Here is a 14142-nt window from a genome sequence, read left to right as displayed (position 1 = left end):
GAACCATCGAGTTGCTAACCAATTATGAACCTGTCGCTGTCTATTTGAACGAAGTGGGTAGAGGACAGGGAACGAGGACCATGGCAGACCGCGGCGCACTCAAGCTGGTCGGATTTATCTTCGCTACCGCGACGCTGGCTGTGATGCTGATCGCCGGCATGGTGGTGAAGGGCTATGCCGATGGTGGCTACACCCTGGAAGCCTCGTCGGTCGACGCCAGCCGTTAAGAGTTCGTTAACTCCGCGGGGTCGGGATCCGGCCTCGCTCAGCGGCTATAGACGAACGCCAGCACCGCGACCGCAACCACCAACAATCCGACAAAACGCAGCATGATCGTGCCGAACTGATTCGGCGCGGGCCGCAGCGGAATCGGGTCCGTGTTATCGGGCCGAATGCTTTCCATGAAGATGTCCCCAGGCCCGGCCGTAACGGCTATGGGCGCCTGGCATTGGTCGCCGGCGAGGGGCGGAGGGTTCAAAGGCGGGGGCACAAGAGCCCACGAATCGAAACCGCCGCGCCCCTTCCGGAACGCGGCGGCTGGTGATGCGTCTTGCCAGCGATCAGCTGTTGCGTAGGCCGTCGGCGGCACGCTTCCACTGCGCGACATTGTCGGCGATCATGCGGGTCGACTTCATCGCGGCCTGGCTGAGCTGGGCGTAGCCGGAGATCTCGCGCTGGACGCGCTGGCCCTCGGCATGGAGCAGGTCGCGCAGGCTCTCGAGCTCGGAGATCAGATTCTCGATCTCGGCAAGCGACGTGCCGGCGACGCGCTGGATCAGCGAGTTGACGTTGGTGACGGTGGCTTCCGCGCTCGGATCGAGCGGCGGCGCGTCGGTCGTGGTCGCCGCCGGCCGGCGCAGATAGGCGATGTCGTTGCGGACGAAATCGCGGATGCCGGCCTCGACTTCCGTGACGGCGGCGAGATTGGTGTCGACCGTCTCAGTCTCGGTGGTCTCGGTCTTTTCCGGACGCATGGCGTTCATCGTTGTTCCCCTGTTCGCGTTGAGCGCAGCGCGAGTGTCCCCCGCACGACGACGTCTGTAAGGCCTTGGCATCAGGGCGTCGGATTTTGACCGCAACGCGGCCGAGATGCGGCAAGGGCGGACCATTCGGGGGCTTTGCCGTGGCGCATGGTTACGAGAGTCTAAAGAAGATTCACCAGCTTTTCTTCCAGCCCGCCGACAGGCTCTTGTTGATCGCGCCCTGCGAGGTCTCGCCGACGGAGCCGGAGACGGTGACGTTGTCGAACAGCTTCTGCTCGGCGCCGAACTTGCGCAGCCATTTGTCGTCGGTGGTCGACAGCGTCTGGCCGGCGGTGACGCTGGTGCCGGTGCCGGTGATCTCGACCTTGGCGGACTGGTCGGTCTCGTAGTTGCGCGTGATGTGGCCGCCGACACCGGGCAGCGGTGTCGAGCCCTGCTGGTTGACGCTGTAGCCGTTCTGGAGCGTCAGCGAATAATCGCCTGACAGCGGCACCGATTTGGTCAGCGACGCCCCGAGCTTGCTTTGCTCAGAGCCGGGATCGACCCGGGCTTCCACCGCCGTCTTGTCCCAGACCGGGCCCGCGCCCGGGGCCGTCGCCGCGGCCCAGGCGCTGCCGGAGGATTGCGGCAGGTTGCCGCCATTGGCGGCCTTCTGCGCCAGAAGCTCCGACATCGTGGTCGGCTCCTTCGCCACCGTCATGTCGGCGCCGATGCGGGTGTCCCAGAACGAGGACACAGACTGCTTGACCTTCACCCCCGAGGAGCCGTTGGCATTGGCGTTGGACGACCAGTTCATCCCGTTATTGGCCGCGGCCTTCGCGCGCTTCTTGGCGGCGATGATGTCGTTGAGCGTGCCGGCATCGATCGCGAGCTGGCTCCAGTCGAGCTTGTCGACGTCGATCCCCTTGAGCACGTCGGGGTCGTTGACATCCGGCGTCTCGGCGGCCTCGGCGTCATCGTCAGGCGTGGTCGCGGAGGGGGCGGGGGAGAAGGGCGGAATGATCTGCGCCGAGGCCGTCACCGCCGCGCCGAAAATGAACGCGGCCGCCAGCACCGGCAGCCTGGTCCAGCGAAAACCTGTCGAGAATTGCATTGCCTTGCCCGCGAGCCCAGTTCGCGCAGAGGATGCGGAAGTTTCGTTGCGAAATTGTGGCATGAAATAACGAACCAACGGGCCGCGCGACAGGCGCGCGCCCGATGAACGAGCGTCTCCACGACGGCATCCGGCGGGGCTGGAGGCCAGGACGTCACGGGTGCTTCATTCATCGGTCCCGGATTGCGGGGCCCGTTGGCGTCCCCCTCAGCCGACGCCGGTCATCTTCGGCAGATGAATGGCGCGGCCGAGTGCCTGCTCGACCAGATCGAAGGTGTCGATCAGCACGCGCATGCTGATCAGCCGGTCCGCCCTGAACTGGGCGAACTGCGCCACCCGCAAGCTGATCGGCTTGTCGGAATCGAGCGCCGTGAGCGAATAGCGCAGCATCGAGGAGGCCTGATCGACGCCGAGCATGATGCTCTCGCGCTCGAAACGGCGGACGTGGAAATTGTCGGCGAGCTGACGGATGACCTGGAGCACGGCCGCCTTGCCCTGGCGCGCGCCAAGGAACGGAAACATGTCGATCGGGCCATAGATCGCCCACTCGACGTCCTCGTCGATCAGGGCCTCGATGTCCGCGAACTGCCGGTCGTTGATCGCGCGGTGCAACGCACGCGAGAAACGCCAGAGGCTGTGCTCTGTCATTTTGGGTCGATCCGAAGCTGGCTTGCAGAAAAACGAAAAACAACCCCATGCACAGTAGGCGCCGGGGAGCTGCTCAATTCATTCGTGTACGAACAAATAGGGGTTTCCGGGAAAAACGCAATTCACGTTTTTGCAATGCACAAGTGAGCGCGGAATGTGAGATTTACAATAGAACCCCGTAATCCTACGTGGGTTCTATCGGCCGTGGCCGCGCGCCCGCTCCGCTACCGGTTTGCGCTCGATCGCGATGGCGTCGTCACGCATCGCCAGCATCCCGAACAGCAGCGATCCGCCAATGCCGCCGATGGCGGCTCCCAGCGGCAGGAAGGTGAAGAACACCAGCGTGCCGCTATAGCCCTCGAAGCTCGTGGTCTGTGCGATCTCGACCCAGGCGAGCCCGGCCCCGATGCCGAGCGCAGCCCCGCTGAGCGCGCCCAAAAACAGCCCCAACATTGCAAGCAACGCGACTCTCATCGGCCCAGACCCCAGCCGGCGCGGACAACGCCCAGGAAGTGGGTCTGGCGACCGGGGAAGGAGGTTCAACAGGGGCTGATAGCGACGCGCGAGCGCGCGCCACTCCGGTGTCGTCCTGGCGAAGGTCGCGCCACAACCTCGGTGTCGTCCCGGCGAAGGCCGGGACCCATACTCCGGGACGATGGCAGGAAATTCGCGCAATGGCCGGGGCGCCGGGCACAGGAACCCGGACCGGCCCATGCCCGTTGAGATGCCGACATTGCATCCGGAGACATCGGTCCATGAAATCCCCGCTCATCGCTATCGCCGCCACGCTGCTCATGCTTGCCGCCGCCCCCGCCGCCAACGCAAAAGGCTGCATCAAGGGCGCCATCGTCGGCGGCGTCGCCGGCCACTATGCCGGCCATCACGGCGTGCTAGGAGCGGCCGCCGGCTGCCTCTACGGCCGCCACCGCGCCAACGAGCAGGACAAGCAGCAGCAACAGCAGAGCCAGGTGAACGGGCAGGGCAAGCTGTAGAGGCGCTGAAAACCGCGCACCCGCGGCCTTCCATCCAGTACGCGCCGATGGTAAATTCCACTCGCAAACGCTGGGGTTGAATCGGGCGGGGGTCGATGGCCGTCGGGAAGTTCTTGTGGGGCGTCGTCCTCGCAATCCTGTTCCTGTATTTCCTCGTCGCTTTCGTGGGAAACGCGTCCCGTTCGCCGGGCGTCAAATACAATTGGCTCGGCGTCTTGCTGTCGTTCTCGACGATCGGCCTCGCAATTTACCTGGTATTTTTCCGTCAGCTCTAAGGCTGTTCGCGACCGCGGGTCCTGTCTCCCGGCAGGGCGTGACCCATCTCACATCACCCCCATCCCGGCGCGCATAACGTCATGGGCATGTCATCTCGGAGACGTGCCATGGCCACCATCGCCGCCGCAAGGAAGTCCCGCCTGCGCAACGCGCTCGAAGGCCTCGCGCTGACGGCGGTCCTCCAGAGTTTTCCGACCTTTGCCACCGCGGCGATGCTGCTCAAACTGTTCGGCAACCACGACCTCGTCGGCGACCCCGGCGTCGCCATCTTCGTCGCCGCCGCCTCGCTGATGCACGCGCTGCTCGCGGTCACCCTGGGCCCGAGCTTCCCTGCCGTCTTCAAGACCGTCTACGAACCAAAATTCTTCGATCCGACCCTGCCGCTCGCCGACAAGATCACCGCATGGCGCACCCAGCCGGTGGCGTCGCTCCAGCTCATGACCACCGTGCTGCTGCTGTCGGTGTTGGGGGTGGTGACGGCGAGCGTGGGGTGATCTATCCGCTCGTCATTCCGGGGCGCCGCGGAGCGGCGAGCCCGGAATCCATAGCCCGGCGAAGCCGTGTCCTAACGTTTGCACAGAATTTATCCGCGAGCCGCGCTCAATTCGGCTCATAAGAGCGCAGGAAATCCTTCGCTGCATCTCGGGTTGGAAAGCGGCCAAGCTCCTCGTAGTCGGGATCGTCCTCCGCCTGTTCGGATGAGCGTAGCACAACGAATTTTCCGCTTTCCTCAACGATCAGTTCGGTTAAGTCCTCACTGTTGAACGGCGTCATGTCGCGGAAGGCGCAGTGCGGGCATTCGTCGTCGCAGGTGCAAGACCATTCATCAGTCCACATCTTCCTGCACCGAACACATCGGTAGAAATTTAGGAACCAGGCCATATCCGACCTCACGATTTCAAACGATAGCTGCCGCGAGAAACGAACTCGATAAATCCACGATCGCGTAGGTACTGAAGCTGTTGGCGTATCTTTGGTCGAACGTTCTGGTTGCCCGGATAGAGTTCGCCGAGATGTCGATCGAAGGCATAGGCTTCCTCAAGCGTGAATTCGCGCTTGCCTAGCGACTCCACGCATTTCAACACGTCCAGCAACCAGCCGCGCGCTTCCAAAGACTTGCTTCGCAGAAAGAGCGTCTTCCGCCATTCTTCAAGGACCAATTCCTTGGGCCGGATTACGCCGTTCTGCACGATATGGATTTTACCGGACTCGGGCACCTTGCTTAGCAGAATGTTCGATCCGATCCAGCCGGCGCGCCGCGCGGTAGCCGCCAGCGGCTTTCGTTCTTGAATAATCTCTGGGACGAAGAAGTGCTTCGGCACGATGAATAGGTTGACGACCGCGAGTGATCTGCGGTCGTAGTTCATCAGTAATAGGTTTGGATTGTTGCTCGCAGCAAGCCGCTCGCACTTCGTCTTGTAGGCGCCGTCCGACACAGTCGGGCCGAACTTTCCTTTTTGGCTCTTGAGCTCAAATTCTTCCTTGCACGATTTGCAAAGAAAGTCAGCGACCGGGCTGTTGTTCGGAAACTGCGACATGGTTGCGCTGCCGCAGTGAGGACAATAGGCCCAGGCCTTTACCCAAGCCTCGGTCCATGCGCGAGCGTTTTGCGAGCCGCTGGTGTACGAGGACTGGGTTTCTTCGAAGCCGAGTTTCATAGGGGTAGCGTAGCGAAACTCGCAGGGATTGCTAGCGCTGCCGCCCTACCTCTTCTTCCACCCACCCCGTCGCCCCGGCATCCCGCCCGTCGACTTCGGCGCCGGCCCGAACTCCGGCCCGGACTGCCGCGAGTCCGTTGGCTGGATGATCCGGCTGGTGCTGCCGAACGGTTTTGACGGCAGGCTCGGGCTCTCGCGGTAAGGTAAGGATTCCGGGCCGTGCATCTCGTCGAGATGCGGCTTGTGGACCTTCGAGCCGCTGCTTCCGCCGCTGGCTTTCAGCGCGGAGCCCACGGTCTTTCTCTTCATCGCGCTGACCGGCAAATTCGCGGCGTCGCCATACTTCTTCGTGCCCGCATAGGCGCCGGCCTTGCCGGCGACGGCGCGCTGCTTGACGGTGGGGTCGTCGACCACGGCGAGCTCGGTCGCGCGCAGGCGCTTGACTTCGTCGCGGAGCCGGGCGGCTTCCTCGAAGTTCAAATCGGCGGCGGCTTCGCGCATCCTTGTTTCGAGATCGGCGAGCACGGCCTCAAAATTGTGGCCGATCGAGATGACGTCGTCGGTCATGTCGTGGCCGCCGACCTCGACCAGCACGTGGTCGCGCTCGTAGACGGAGTTGAGGATGTCGCCGATGTTCTTCTTCACGCTCGCCGGCGTGATGCCGTTGGCGGTGTTGTACTCGACCTGCTTTTCGCGGCGGCGGTTGGTCTCGGCAATCGCGCGCTCCATCGATCCCGTCATCTGGTCGGCATAGAGGATCACCTTGCCGTCGACATTGCGCGCGGCGCGGCCGATGGTCTGGATCAGCGAGGTCTCGCTGCGCAGAAAGCCTTCCTTGTCGGCATCGAGAATCGCGACCAGCGCGCATTCGGGAATGTCGAGGCCTTCGCGCAGCAAATTGATGCCGACCAGCGCGTCGAAGGCGCCGAGGCGCAAATCGCGGATGATCTCGATGCGCTCGATGGTGTCGATATCGGAGTGCATGTAGCGGACGCGAATGCCCTGCTCGTGCAGATATTCGGTGAGATCCTCCGCCATGCGTTTTGTGAGAACCGTGATCAGCGAACGATAGCCGGCTTGGGCGGTCGCGCGCACCTCGCCGACCAGATCATCCACCTGCGTCCGGGCAGGGCGAATATCGACGGGCGGATCGATCAAGCCGGTCGGGCGAATGACCTGCTCGACGAACACGCCGCCGCTCTCGTTCAGCTCCCAGCCGCTCGGCGTCGCCGACACCGCGACCGTCTGCGGCCGCATCATGTCCCATTCCTCGAACCGGAGCGGGCGGTTGTCCATGCAGGACGGCAGACGGAAGCCGTATTCCGCCAGCGTTGCCTTGCGGCGGAAGTCGCCGCGGAACATGCCGCCGATCTGCGGCACGGTGACGTGGCTTTCGTCGGCGAACACCAAGGCGTTGTCGGGGACATATTCGAACAGCGTCGGCGGCGGTTCGCCGGGCAGGCGCCCGGTGAGATAGCGCGAATAATTCTCGATGCCGGCGCAGCTTCCGGTCGCCTCCATCATCTCGAGATCGAAGGTGGTGCGCTGCTCCAGCCGTTGCGCCTCCAGCAGGCGCCCCTGGTCGTGGAGCTGGTCGAGCCGCATCTTCAGTTCCGACTTGATCGACTTGATCGCCTGCACCAGCGTCGGGCGCGGCGTCACATAGTGCGAATTGGCGTACATCTTGATGAATTCGAGCTCGTCCTGCTTGTGGCCGGTGAGCGGATCGAACTCCTCGATGGTCTCGATGGTGTCGCCGAACAGATTCACGCGCCAGGCGCGGTCCTCATAGTGCGCCGGAAAAATGTCGATGACGTCGCCGCGCACGCGAAACGTGCCGCGGGTGAAATCGGCTTGCGTCCGCTTGTACTGGAGCGCGACGAGGTCGGCGATGAGCTGGCGCTGATCGATGCGCTCGCCCTTCTTCAGCGCGAAGGTCATCGCGGTGTAGGTCTCGACCGAGCCGATACCGTAGATGCAGGACACCGAGGCGACGATGATGACGTCGTCGCGCTCAAGCAGCGCGCGCGTCGCCGAATGGCGCATGCGGTCGATCTGCTCGTTGATCGAGGAGTCCTTCTCGATGTACGTGTCCGTGCGCGGAACATAGGCTTCCGGCTGATAGTAGTCGTAATAGCTGACGAAATATTCGACCGCGTTGTCCGGAAAAAAGCTCTTGAACTCGCCATAGAGCTGGGCGGCCAGCGTCTTGTTCGGCGCCAGGATGATGGCGGGGCGCTGCGTCGCCTCGATCACCTTGGCCATGGTGTAGGTCTTGCCGGAGCCGGTGACCCCGAGCAGCACCTGCGAACGATCGTTGCGTTCGATGCCCTCGACCAGTTCCTTGATCGCGGTCGGCTGGTCGCCGCGCGGCTCGTATTCCGACTTGATCTCGAAGCGGACGCCGCCTTCGGACTTTTCCGGGCGCGGCGGCCGGTGTGGCGTCCACACTTTCAGGGAGCCGTCGTCCTTGCGGAACTCCGGCCGGCCCTCGCGGATCAAGGATTCCAGCGCGTCGGCCGTGGCCTTGACGCCGAGTGCCTCCATCTTGGAGCGCGGCGGTCGCGCCAGCGCCTCGGCATCGTCCTCCTCGGTGGGAAGGCCGAGCTGTCGCGCCAGCTCCGGATCGAGCGTCGGGATCGTGGCCGCGGTTCCGTAGTTGGCCTGTGGCGCCTCCTCCAGCCCGGCGGGACGGTCGGCGGGAAAGTCCTTCGGCGTTGACGCCCGCGCGCGGTGTGCGGCGGCCTCGCCGCCGGCGCGGCGGTCGCGCGAATTGTCCGGCGGCGGCTGGAGGCCGGTGCCCGACCCAAGCCCGGCATCGCCGCGATTGATCGCGGGATTGAGCAATTCGGCCAGCGCCGGCCCGATCGGCTGCACATCGGGCCGATGCGCCTTCGAGTGAGGTGCCTTGGATGTCGGGGATTTTGGGGGAGCAGGTTTCTTCGCCATGCCCCGAATATGGGACGAGTCCGCCGCTCGGGAAAGGGCGAATGCCCGTCGCAAGTCAGGCTGCTGACAGCAGGTTGGCAGCAGGATGCGCTGGGCTTGTTCCGCCTCTCCCGCTTGCGGGAGAGGCCGACGCGCTCTCAGAGCGCGGCGGGTGAGGGCTCTCGCCACGCAGGGACATTCCGCGCAATCCCTGACGATCCCGACGCGGAGATACCCCCACCCCAGCCCTCCCCCGCAAGCGGGATAGGGAGCCCAGTGCCGATGCCGCCGCTCAGTTCGCCACCATCGCATGATCGGCGAGGTTCACCGTCACCATGTCATAACGCGATTGCGCCAGCGTCCGCACGCCGACCTGGTGGAAGCCGATCTTGAGCTCCTCTTTGTCGACATGGATGCGCAGATAGCCGTAATTCTGGTCGTCATATTTCTCCAGCAGCAGCTGCTTGGCCCAGGCCGGCTTGTGCTTGCCTTCGAGATAGCCGACGTCGGAACCGGCATTCGGTTCCTGCGCCGGGTGGCCGTGCGCGGCGCGCACCAGCGGATTGACGTTGTGACCGCCGTCACCGCACACGATGAACGGCACGTCGATCTCCTTGCCGCCGAATTCGATGACACGGGTGTAGCGCTGGTAATTGTGGGCATGCGCCGACAGGAAGGCATGCGGACAGACGCCTTCGGCGCGGCAGACATTGTCGATCTGCTGGAGCATCACGGTGCTCGAGCCGTGATTGCCGCCGGTGCCGCCTCCGCTGTCGTGCGGCGCGTAGCTGAAGGGCGGGTGATGCGTGGCGATCAGAACCGCACCATTGTATTTCTCATCCTTGATCTTCTTGAGCTGGGCGTGCAGGAACTTGATCTGGGCGTCGGAGACTTCGGACCATTTGCCATCCTGGTTCGAGATCACGCCGGGATCCTCGAGCGCGTTGCTGAACAGGCCGATGATCCTGACGAAGGGCGCGTCCAGCGCGAAATAGACCCCGGGCTGGATCATGGCAGTCCGGTGCAGCGAGCCGGCCTCCTGCGTGATGATGCGGTCCTTGGCGCAGAAATTGCGCTGGAACGTCGTCAGCGGCTCGTGCCCTTCCTTCGTGCCCGGCACGACGAAGGAATCGTGATTGCCGGGGATCGCGAAGATCGGCGCGGGATAGTTTCGGAATGGCTCGTAGAACTGGTCGTAATAGTACTGCGCCTCGCCGAAATTGTAGACGACGTCGCCGAGATGGAACAGGAATGCGGGCCGGTTGCCTCCCGTCGACGACGCGGCGTCGAGCGTCACCTGGTCGGCGACATGCAGCTCATTGGCAAATTTGCGGACGTCGGAAGCACCGGAATCGCCGAGGGCATGAAAGATGATCTTGCCGGCATCCTCGATCAGCTTGATGACCTGCGGCCCGTGGTTTCCATAGGCGTCCGAAAGCGGAACCACGGCGTTGTCGGCGACCCGCGAAGGTGGAATCGCGACAACGTCTTTGGTCAGCAGATCCTGGATCTGCCCGTACAACTTCGAATCACTCGGGTGCGATGTGGAGAAACCGTTGGGGTCCGGAAGCTTCTCGGTCTCGCCGAAAACAGGTTCGTGAAAGATGGGATCAGGAAGATGGGTATGAGCACCTCTAGCCATTGGACGGCCTCCTGTCTGGGAAACCACAACGCTATTGGGTGATTGCAACCTTAAGAAGACGATTGCATGATTTTCCCGGGAGGCTGTCTGCCCGGCTTCCGCGGCAGGCCGGGAACGTCACGCCGCCGGAAGCGGCCCGTCGTCCTCGGCCGTCACGCGCGGCTCGAGGATGTCGAGATGGATGCCGCCGCAATCGGTGCAGCGCATGGTCCAGTACTCGCATCCCGCGCGACCGCTGATCACGCGGAGCACCGCGAGATCGCTGTCGCATTCCGGGCATCTCGACAACACATTGCGAGCGTAGATCCGCGGCCGCGGTGCGTCTTCGATGTCGATGATGGACATGACCGGTTCCCCTGTTACGCCGCGCTGTCTTCGATCTGCTTGCAGTCGGGCTCGCTTATTCGTCGTCGCTGTCTTCGGCGCGCCGGCGGAAGCGGTCGATGTGATGCTTGGCGTCGGCGATCGCGGCGTCGGGATCGGGCCAGGCGAAGCCGACCTCCATGGCCGGGAACAGCACGCCGTCGATGGCCACCGGGCTGAAATCGGCGCGGCGGATCCGGGCGTGCCACAGTCCCTTGCCAGCTTCGAAGGATTCGATGTCAAAACCGTCGTAAAGGGTCGTCATTGGTAGTCCCCAAATGCTCTTGTCGGAGGGTTAGAGGACCACGTTTGTGGATTTCGGTATGTGAAGCCGTTCACAAGCGACCAGCTTTTTCACCCGGAAGGGTGATCACCCTCGTCCGGCGGCGCGTCCGAGCCGTCGCGGCCGGGTCGCGGGTTCCGCAGCGGTGCGCATGATCCAGCGGCGGAACGCGGCGAAATCGCGCTGCTCGGTCTGGAAGCTGCGATAGAGCAGGTACCAGCGCATGCCCTTGGGCACCGACAGGTCGAACGGCGCCACCAGCCGGCCGGCGGCAAGATCGTCGTCGATATAGGGCCGGATCCCCATGGCGATGCCGAGCCCGTCGGCGGCGGCCTGGAGCGCCTGGCCGTAGAACTGGAACTCCGGCCCGCGCGCGTTGATGCGCGTCAGGCCGGCGGCCTTGAGCCAGATCGGCCAGTCCTCCGGCGAATGCGTGACGCGGATCAGGCCGGGGCCTTTGAGGTCGGCCGGACGCTTCAGGCCGTTGGCGAGGCGCGGCACGCAGACCGGGGTCAGATCGCCGGCGAACAGCGGCTCGGCGACGAGGCCGGGCCAGTCGCCGGTGCCAAGCTTGATGCCGCAGCTCCAGTCCTCGCCGAACGGCGCCTCGGCGCCGCCGGTGGTGAAGCGCACCTCGATGTCCGGCTCCTCGCTGCGAAACTCCGACAGCCGCGGGATCAGCCAGCGCATCGCAAAGGTGTGGCCGACGCCGATGGTGAGCACGCGGACGCTTGACGGCGCCGTCACCTGCGCGGTGAGGCTTGCCAGCGCATCGAAGATCGGCGTCAGCCCGCTCTGATAGGCGCGGCCGGCCTGCGTCAGCACGAGCTTGTTGGCCTTGCGCTCGAACAGCGCGACGCCGAGCCGCTCTTCCAAGAGATGCACCATGCGGCTGACGGCAGCGGCCGAAACGTTCAGCTCGACGCCGGCGGAGGCAAAGCTGCCGGTCCGCGCCGCCGCCTCGAATGCCTTGATGCCGTTGAGAAAGAGCAGCCGCCGCAAAAGCAAGGACCCTCAGGAAAGCTGATGCCAGGCCAAGATAACTCAGTTTGCGCAAGCGGGGCAAGCGAGGCACGCTCTCTTTCGCCTCTCCCCACAACGGTAGGGCGAGGGAGTGCACGCAGCGTGCGCTCCTTATTCAACGTGCCACTCCAGGAGAAACCTTTGACGCCCATCATGATCGCTGCCCTCGGATTGCTGATGGTCGCCACCGCCTTCCTGTCGGGGCTGTTCGGCATGGCGGGCGGGCTGATCCTGATCGGCGTGCTGCTGGCGCTGATGCCGCTGCCGACCGCGATGGTGCTGCACGCGATCACGCAGATGGCGTCGAACGGCTGGCGCGCTTTGCTGTGGCGCGCGCATATCCGCTGGCGGCCGGTCGCGAATTATATGGTCGGCGCTGCCATCGCGCTGGCGGCCTGGTCGCTGACCCGCTACGTGCCGGACAAGCCGATGGCGCTGTTGCTGCTGGGGGCCACGCCGTTCATGGCGCGGCTGCTGCCTTCGAATATCAAGCCCGACCCTGATAGACTCTGGCAGGGCAGCGTCTACGGCACGATCTGCATGGGCCTGATGCTGATGACCGGCGTCTCCGGTCCGCTGCTCGACACCTTCTTCCTTGGCGGCGATTTCGGCCGGCGCGAGAAAGTGGCGACCAAGGCGATGTGCCAGCTCGTCAGCCATTTCACCAAGCTGATCTATTTCGGCGGCGTGATCGACCAGGCCGCCACGCTCGATCCGGTGCTGGCCGGCGTCGCGATCGCAGCCTCGATGCTCGGCACCACGCTGGCGCGGCGGCTGCTCGAAGCCATGACCGACCAGCAATTCATCGCCTGGTCGAACAAGCTGATCACCACCGTCGCCTGCTACTACATCGCCTATGGCGGCTGGCTGCTGGTTCGCACGCCAGTATTGGCCGCCTTTGCCAAGGGAGGTTTGCAATGAGCTGTCGCGCCGACCCGCTGGTGCTGGACTTCGTCGAATGGATCGCGCGCGAGCCGCGCACCTATGCCGAGGTGATCTCGACCTGGAAGACCTCGTGCCCGCGCCTCACCATCTGGGAGGATGCCGCCGACCGCGGCTATGTCGCGCGCGAGACGATTGCAGGCATTGGCCTGATCATCGCGGTGACGGAAGACGGCGAAAGGCTGCTGCGCACGAACGGGCGGTGACGCCTCACCACATCGTCATTGCGAGCGTCAGCGAAGCAATCCAGAATGCGCCCGCGGAGGCAGTCTGGATTGCTTCGTCGCAAGGGCTCCTCGCAATGACGGAGCATGTGGAGGCCACCTTCCATGTCACTCAAGCTCTACGAACTCGTCGGCACCGACGCCGCGCGCCCCTTCAGCCCGTATTGCTGGCGCACGCGGATGGCGCTGGCGCATAAGGGACTGTCGGCGGAATCGCTGCCCTGGCGGTTCACCGAGAAGAGCACGATCGCGCCGCATGGCTCGGAGAAGGTGCCGGTGCTGTTGCATCACGACAGGCCGGTGGTCGATTCCTGGGCGATCGCGAATTATCTCGAGGACAATTTCCCCGACCGCCCGTCGCTGTTCGGCGGCGAGGGCGGCCGGGCCATGGCGCGCATGCTCAACGCCTGGGGCGACATCGCCATCGTCGGCGGCATCTTTCCGCTGATCATCGCCGACATCCCGAAGCATCTCGCCGAGGTCGATGCCGACTATTTCCGCACATCGCGCGAGGCTCGCTTCGGCGGCAAGAGTCTGGAAGACGTCATGGCGGGCCGCGACACGGGCGTGGCCGCATTCCGCAAATCGCTCGAGGTGATGCGGCAGACGTTCAAGACGCAGCCCTTCATCGGCGGCAAGGCGCCGAACTACGCGGACTACATCGTGTTCGGCGGCTTTCAATGGGCGCGCGTGACCAGCCCGTTCAAGCTGCTGGAGGCGGATGATCCGGTCTATGCGTGGCGTGACAAGCTGCTCGACGCGTTCGACGGCATGGCGCGCAGATCGCCGGGGCATGCGGTTTAGGCTGTAGCCGCCGCCTTGCGCAAACACTCCCGGCACAGGCAGTCCTCGCGCTTGACCGGCATCGGCAGCTTTGCCGTCTCCTCCGCGCACCAGCAATTGCCCGAGGGATCGCAGCCGAACTCGGTGCCGCAGCGGGAACAGGCGAGACGGCGGGGCTGCGGCTCCTGCAACGAGAATTCTTTCGGATTTGTCATGATTTACGCAAAAGCTTCGCCGTCATTTTCATGTCGGGTTCATCTCCCGCTACGCTATATTAGGCGTCGCGCACAGACCAGGGAAGCGG

20 protein-coding genes are annotated in these 14142 nt (G+C 64.2%); 7 read left to right on the top strand and 13 right to left on the bottom strand.

Annotated elements, in window-relative coordinates:
* Positions 1 to 80 precede the first annotated feature (80 nt).
* Positions 81 to 227 carry a hypothetical protein gene (locus IC761_RS31335; RefSeq protein WP_195800496.1) on the top strand — a complete coding sequence of 49 codons (147 nt, stop codon included), beginning with the start codon at positions 81 to 83 and terminating at the stop codon, positions 225 to 227.
* Between the two features lie 38 nt (positions 228 to 265).
* On the opposite strand, the gene IC761_RS31330 is transcribed toward IC761_RS31335, so the two are convergent.
* The 5 genes from IC761_RS31330 to IC761_RS31310 all read right to left on the bottom strand — a co-directional run bounded on the left by IC761_RS31330 (position 266) and on the right by IC761_RS31310 (position 3198).
* Positions 266 to 403: a hypothetical protein gene (locus tag IC761_RS31330; protein WP_195800495.1), complete on the bottom strand. Its 138-nt coding sequence runs from the start codon at positions 401 to 403 to the stop codon at positions 266 to 268.
* A 157-nt stretch (positions 404 to 560) separates the two neighbouring features.
* On the bottom strand, positions 561 to 983 hold the full coding sequence (locus IC761_RS31325; RefSeq protein WP_195800494.1) for a hypothetical protein: 423 nt from the start codon (positions 981 to 983) through the stop codon (positions 561 to 563).
* A 172-nt stretch (positions 984 to 1155) separates the two neighbouring features.
* Positions 1156 to 2076, bottom strand: a complete 921-nt coding sequence (locus IC761_RS31320) for a hypothetical protein (RefSeq protein WP_195800493.1) — start codon at positions 2074 to 2076, stop codon at positions 1156 to 1158.
* Between the two features lie 207 nt (positions 2077 to 2283).
* Positions 2284 to 2724: a nuclear transport factor 2 family protein gene (locus IC761_RS31315; protein ID WP_195800492.1), complete on the bottom strand. Its 441-nt coding sequence runs from the start codon at positions 2722 to 2724 to the stop codon at positions 2284 to 2286.
* Between the two features lie 195 nt (positions 2725 to 2919).
* On the bottom strand, positions 2920 to 3198 hold the full coding sequence (locus IC761_RS31310) for a hypothetical protein (RefSeq protein WP_195800491.1): 279 nt from the start codon (positions 3196 to 3198) through the stop codon (positions 2920 to 2922).
* Between the two features lie 281 nt (positions 3199 to 3479).
* Here IC761_RS31310 and IC761_RS31305 point away from each other — a divergent pair, with 281 nt between their 5' ends.
* From IC761_RS31305 to IC761_RS31295, 3 genes are all read left to right on the top strand, one after another.
* A complete protein-coding gene (locus IC761_RS31305) occupies positions 3480 to 3716 on the top strand; it encodes a hypothetical protein (protein WP_195800490.1) in 237 nt (78 codons plus the stop codon).
* 95 nt (positions 3717 to 3811) lie between these two features.
* Positions 3812 to 3991: a hypothetical protein gene (locus IC761_RS31300; RefSeq protein WP_195800489.1), complete on the top strand. Its 180-nt coding sequence runs from the start codon at positions 3812 to 3814 to the stop codon at positions 3989 to 3991.
* Between the two features lie 108 nt (positions 3992 to 4099).
* Entirely contained in the window at positions 4100 to 4486 is a 387-nt protein-coding gene (locus IC761_RS31295) for a hypothetical protein (RefSeq protein WP_195800488.1), read from the top strand.
* A 106-nt stretch (positions 4487 to 4592) separates the two neighbouring features.
* Here IC761_RS31295 and IC761_RS31290 read toward each other — a convergent pair whose 3' ends face one another.
* The 7 genes from IC761_RS31290 to IC761_RS31260 form a co-directional block, all read right to left on the bottom strand.
* Positions 4593 to 4829: a hypothetical protein gene (locus IC761_RS31290; RefSeq protein ID WP_246791390.1), complete on the bottom strand. Its 237-nt coding sequence runs from the start codon at positions 4827 to 4829 to the stop codon at positions 4593 to 4595.
* A gap of 53 nt (positions 4830 to 4882) precedes the next feature.
* Complete coding sequence (locus tag IC761_RS31285) at positions 4883 to 5650, bottom strand: DpnI domain-containing protein (RefSeq protein ID WP_195800486.1); 768 nt, start codon at positions 5648 to 5650, stop codon at positions 4883 to 4885.
* Positions 5651 to 5695: 45 nt separating this feature from the next.
* Entirely contained in the window at positions 5696 to 8599 is a 2904-nt protein-coding gene (gene uvrB, locus IC761_RS31280; RefSeq protein WP_195800485.1) for an excinuclease ABC subunit UvrB, read from the bottom strand.
* Between the two features lie 271 nt (positions 8600 to 8870).
* Positions 8871 to 10100 (bottom strand): metallophosphoesterase family protein, encoded by a 1230-nt coding sequence (locus IC761_RS31275; protein ID WP_195800484.1) that lies wholly within the window; start codon positions 10098 to 10100, stop codon positions 8871 to 8873.
* A gap of 237 nt (positions 10101 to 10337) precedes the next feature.
* Positions 10338 to 10565 (bottom strand): hypothetical protein, encoded by a 228-nt coding sequence (locus tag IC761_RS31270; RefSeq protein WP_195800483.1) that lies wholly within the window; start codon positions 10563 to 10565, stop codon positions 10338 to 10340.
* Positions 10566 to 10620: 55 nt separating this feature from the next.
* A complete protein-coding gene (locus IC761_RS31265) occupies positions 10621 to 10848 on the bottom strand; it encodes a hypothetical protein (RefSeq protein WP_195800482.1) in 228 nt (75 codons plus the stop codon).
* Positions 10849 to 10953: 105 nt separating this feature from the next.
* Complete coding sequence (locus tag IC761_RS31260; protein WP_195800481.1) at positions 10954 to 11868, bottom strand: LysR substrate-binding domain-containing protein; 915 nt, start codon at positions 11866 to 11868, stop codon at positions 10954 to 10956.
* Between the two features lie 162 nt (positions 11869 to 12030).
* Here IC761_RS31260 and IC761_RS31255 point away from each other — a divergent pair, with 162 nt between their 5' ends.
* The 3 genes from IC761_RS31255 (at position 12031) to IC761_RS31245 (ending at position 13859) form a co-directional block, all read left to right on the top strand.
* Positions 12031 to 12810 carry a sulfite exporter TauE/SafE family protein gene (locus tag IC761_RS31255; RefSeq protein ID WP_195800480.1) on the top strand — a complete coding sequence of 260 codons (780 nt, stop codon included), beginning with the start codon at positions 12031 to 12033 and terminating at the stop codon, positions 12808 to 12810.
* Positions 12807 to 13037, top strand: a complete 231-nt coding sequence (locus tag IC761_RS31250; protein ID WP_195800479.1) for a hypothetical protein — start codon at positions 12807 to 12809, stop codon at positions 13035 to 13037. Before IC761_RS31255 ends, IC761_RS31250 begins: the two co-directional genes overlap by 4 nt.
* 123 nt (positions 13038 to 13160) lie before the next feature.
* A complete protein-coding gene (locus IC761_RS31245) occupies positions 13161 to 13859 on the top strand; it encodes a glutathione S-transferase family protein (protein ID WP_195800478.1) in 699 nt (232 codons plus the stop codon).
* Here the strand turns inward: IC761_RS31245 and IC761_RS31240 are convergent.
* On the bottom strand, positions 13856 to 14053 hold the full coding sequence (locus IC761_RS31240) for a cysteine-rich CWC family protein (protein ID WP_195800477.1): 198 nt from the start codon (positions 14051 to 14053) through the stop codon (positions 13856 to 13858). The two genes, IC761_RS31245 and IC761_RS31240, sit on opposite strands and share 4 nt — an antisense overlap.
* Between the last annotated feature and the right edge of the window lie 89 nt (positions 14054 to 14142).

Source organism: Bradyrhizobium commune (assembly GCF_015624505.1).
GTDB lineage: Bacteria > Pseudomonadota > Alphaproteobacteria > Rhizobiales > Xanthobacteraceae > Bradyrhizobium > Bradyrhizobium commune.
The sequence above is the reverse complement of the archived record's forward strand: the minus strand, read 5'-3'. Positions and strand labels throughout refer to the sequence as shown.

What these genes read in the sequence shown, in the direction of transcription:
- IC761_RS31245 (WP_195800478.1), top strand. Translation starts at nt 13,161, where the DNA reads ATGTCACTCAAGCTCTACGAACTCGTCGGCACCGACGCCGCGCGCCCC.
- IC761_RS31285 (WP_195800486.1), bottom strand. Translation starts at nt 5,650, where the DNA reads ATGAAACTCGGCTTCGAAGAAACCCAGTCCTCGTACACCAGCGGCTCG.
- IC761_RS31240 (WP_195800477.1), bottom strand. Translation starts at nt 14,053, where the DNA reads ATGACAAATCCGAAAGAATTCTCGTTGCAGGAGCCGCAGCCCCGCCGT.
- IC761_RS31330 (WP_195800495.1), bottom strand. Translation starts at nt 403, where the DNA reads ATGGAAAGCATTCGGCCCGATAACACGGACCCGATTCCGCTGCGGCCC.
- IC761_RS31250 (WP_195800479.1), top strand. Translation starts at nt 12,807, where the DNA reads ATGAGCTGTCGCGCCGACCCGCTGGTGCTGGACTTCGTCGAATGGATC.
- IC761_RS31270 (WP_195800483.1), bottom strand. Translation starts at nt 10,565, where the DNA reads ATGTCCATCATCGACATCGAAGACGCACCGCGGCCGCGGATCTACGCT.
- IC761_RS31325 (WP_195800494.1), bottom strand. Translation starts at nt 983, where the DNA reads ATGAACGCCATGCGTCCGGAAAAGACCGAGACCACCGAGACTGAGACG.
- uvrB (WP_195800485.1), bottom strand. Translation starts at nt 8,599, where the DNA reads ATGGCGAAGAAACCTGCTCCCCCAAAATCCCCGACATCCAAGGCACCT.
- IC761_RS31310 (WP_195800491.1), bottom strand. Translation starts at nt 3,198, where the DNA reads ATGAGAGTCGCGTTGCTTGCAATGTTGGGGCTGTTTTTGGGCGCGCTC.
- IC761_RS31290 (WP_246791390.1), bottom strand. Translation starts at nt 4,829, where the DNA reads ATGTGGACTGATGAATGGTCTTGCACCTGCGACGACGAATGCCCGCAC.
- IC761_RS31320 (WP_195800493.1), bottom strand. Translation starts at nt 2,076, where the DNA reads ATGCAATTCTCGACAGGTTTTCGCTGGACCAGGCTGCCGGTGCTGGCG.
- IC761_RS31335 (WP_195800496.1), top strand. Translation starts at nt 81, where the DNA reads ATGGCAGACCGCGGCGCACTCAAGCTGGTCGGATTTATCTTCGCTACC.
- IC761_RS31305 (WP_195800490.1), top strand. Translation starts at nt 3,480, where the DNA reads ATGAAATCCCCGCTCATCGCTATCGCCGCCACGCTGCTCATGCTTGCC.
- IC761_RS31265 (WP_195800482.1), bottom strand. Translation starts at nt 10,848, where the DNA reads ATGACGACCCTTTACGACGGTTTTGACATCGAATCCTTCGAAGCTGGC.
- IC761_RS31300 (WP_195800489.1), top strand. Translation starts at nt 3,812, where the DNA reads ATGGCCGTCGGGAAGTTCTTGTGGGGCGTCGTCCTCGCAATCCTGTTC.
- IC761_RS31295 (WP_195800488.1), top strand. Translation starts at nt 4,100, where the DNA reads ATGGCCACCATCGCCGCCGCAAGGAAGTCCCGCCTGCGCAACGCGCTC.
- IC761_RS31315 (WP_195800492.1), bottom strand. Translation starts at nt 2,724, where the DNA reads ATGACAGAGCACAGCCTCTGGCGTTTCTCGCGTGCGTTGCACCGCGCG.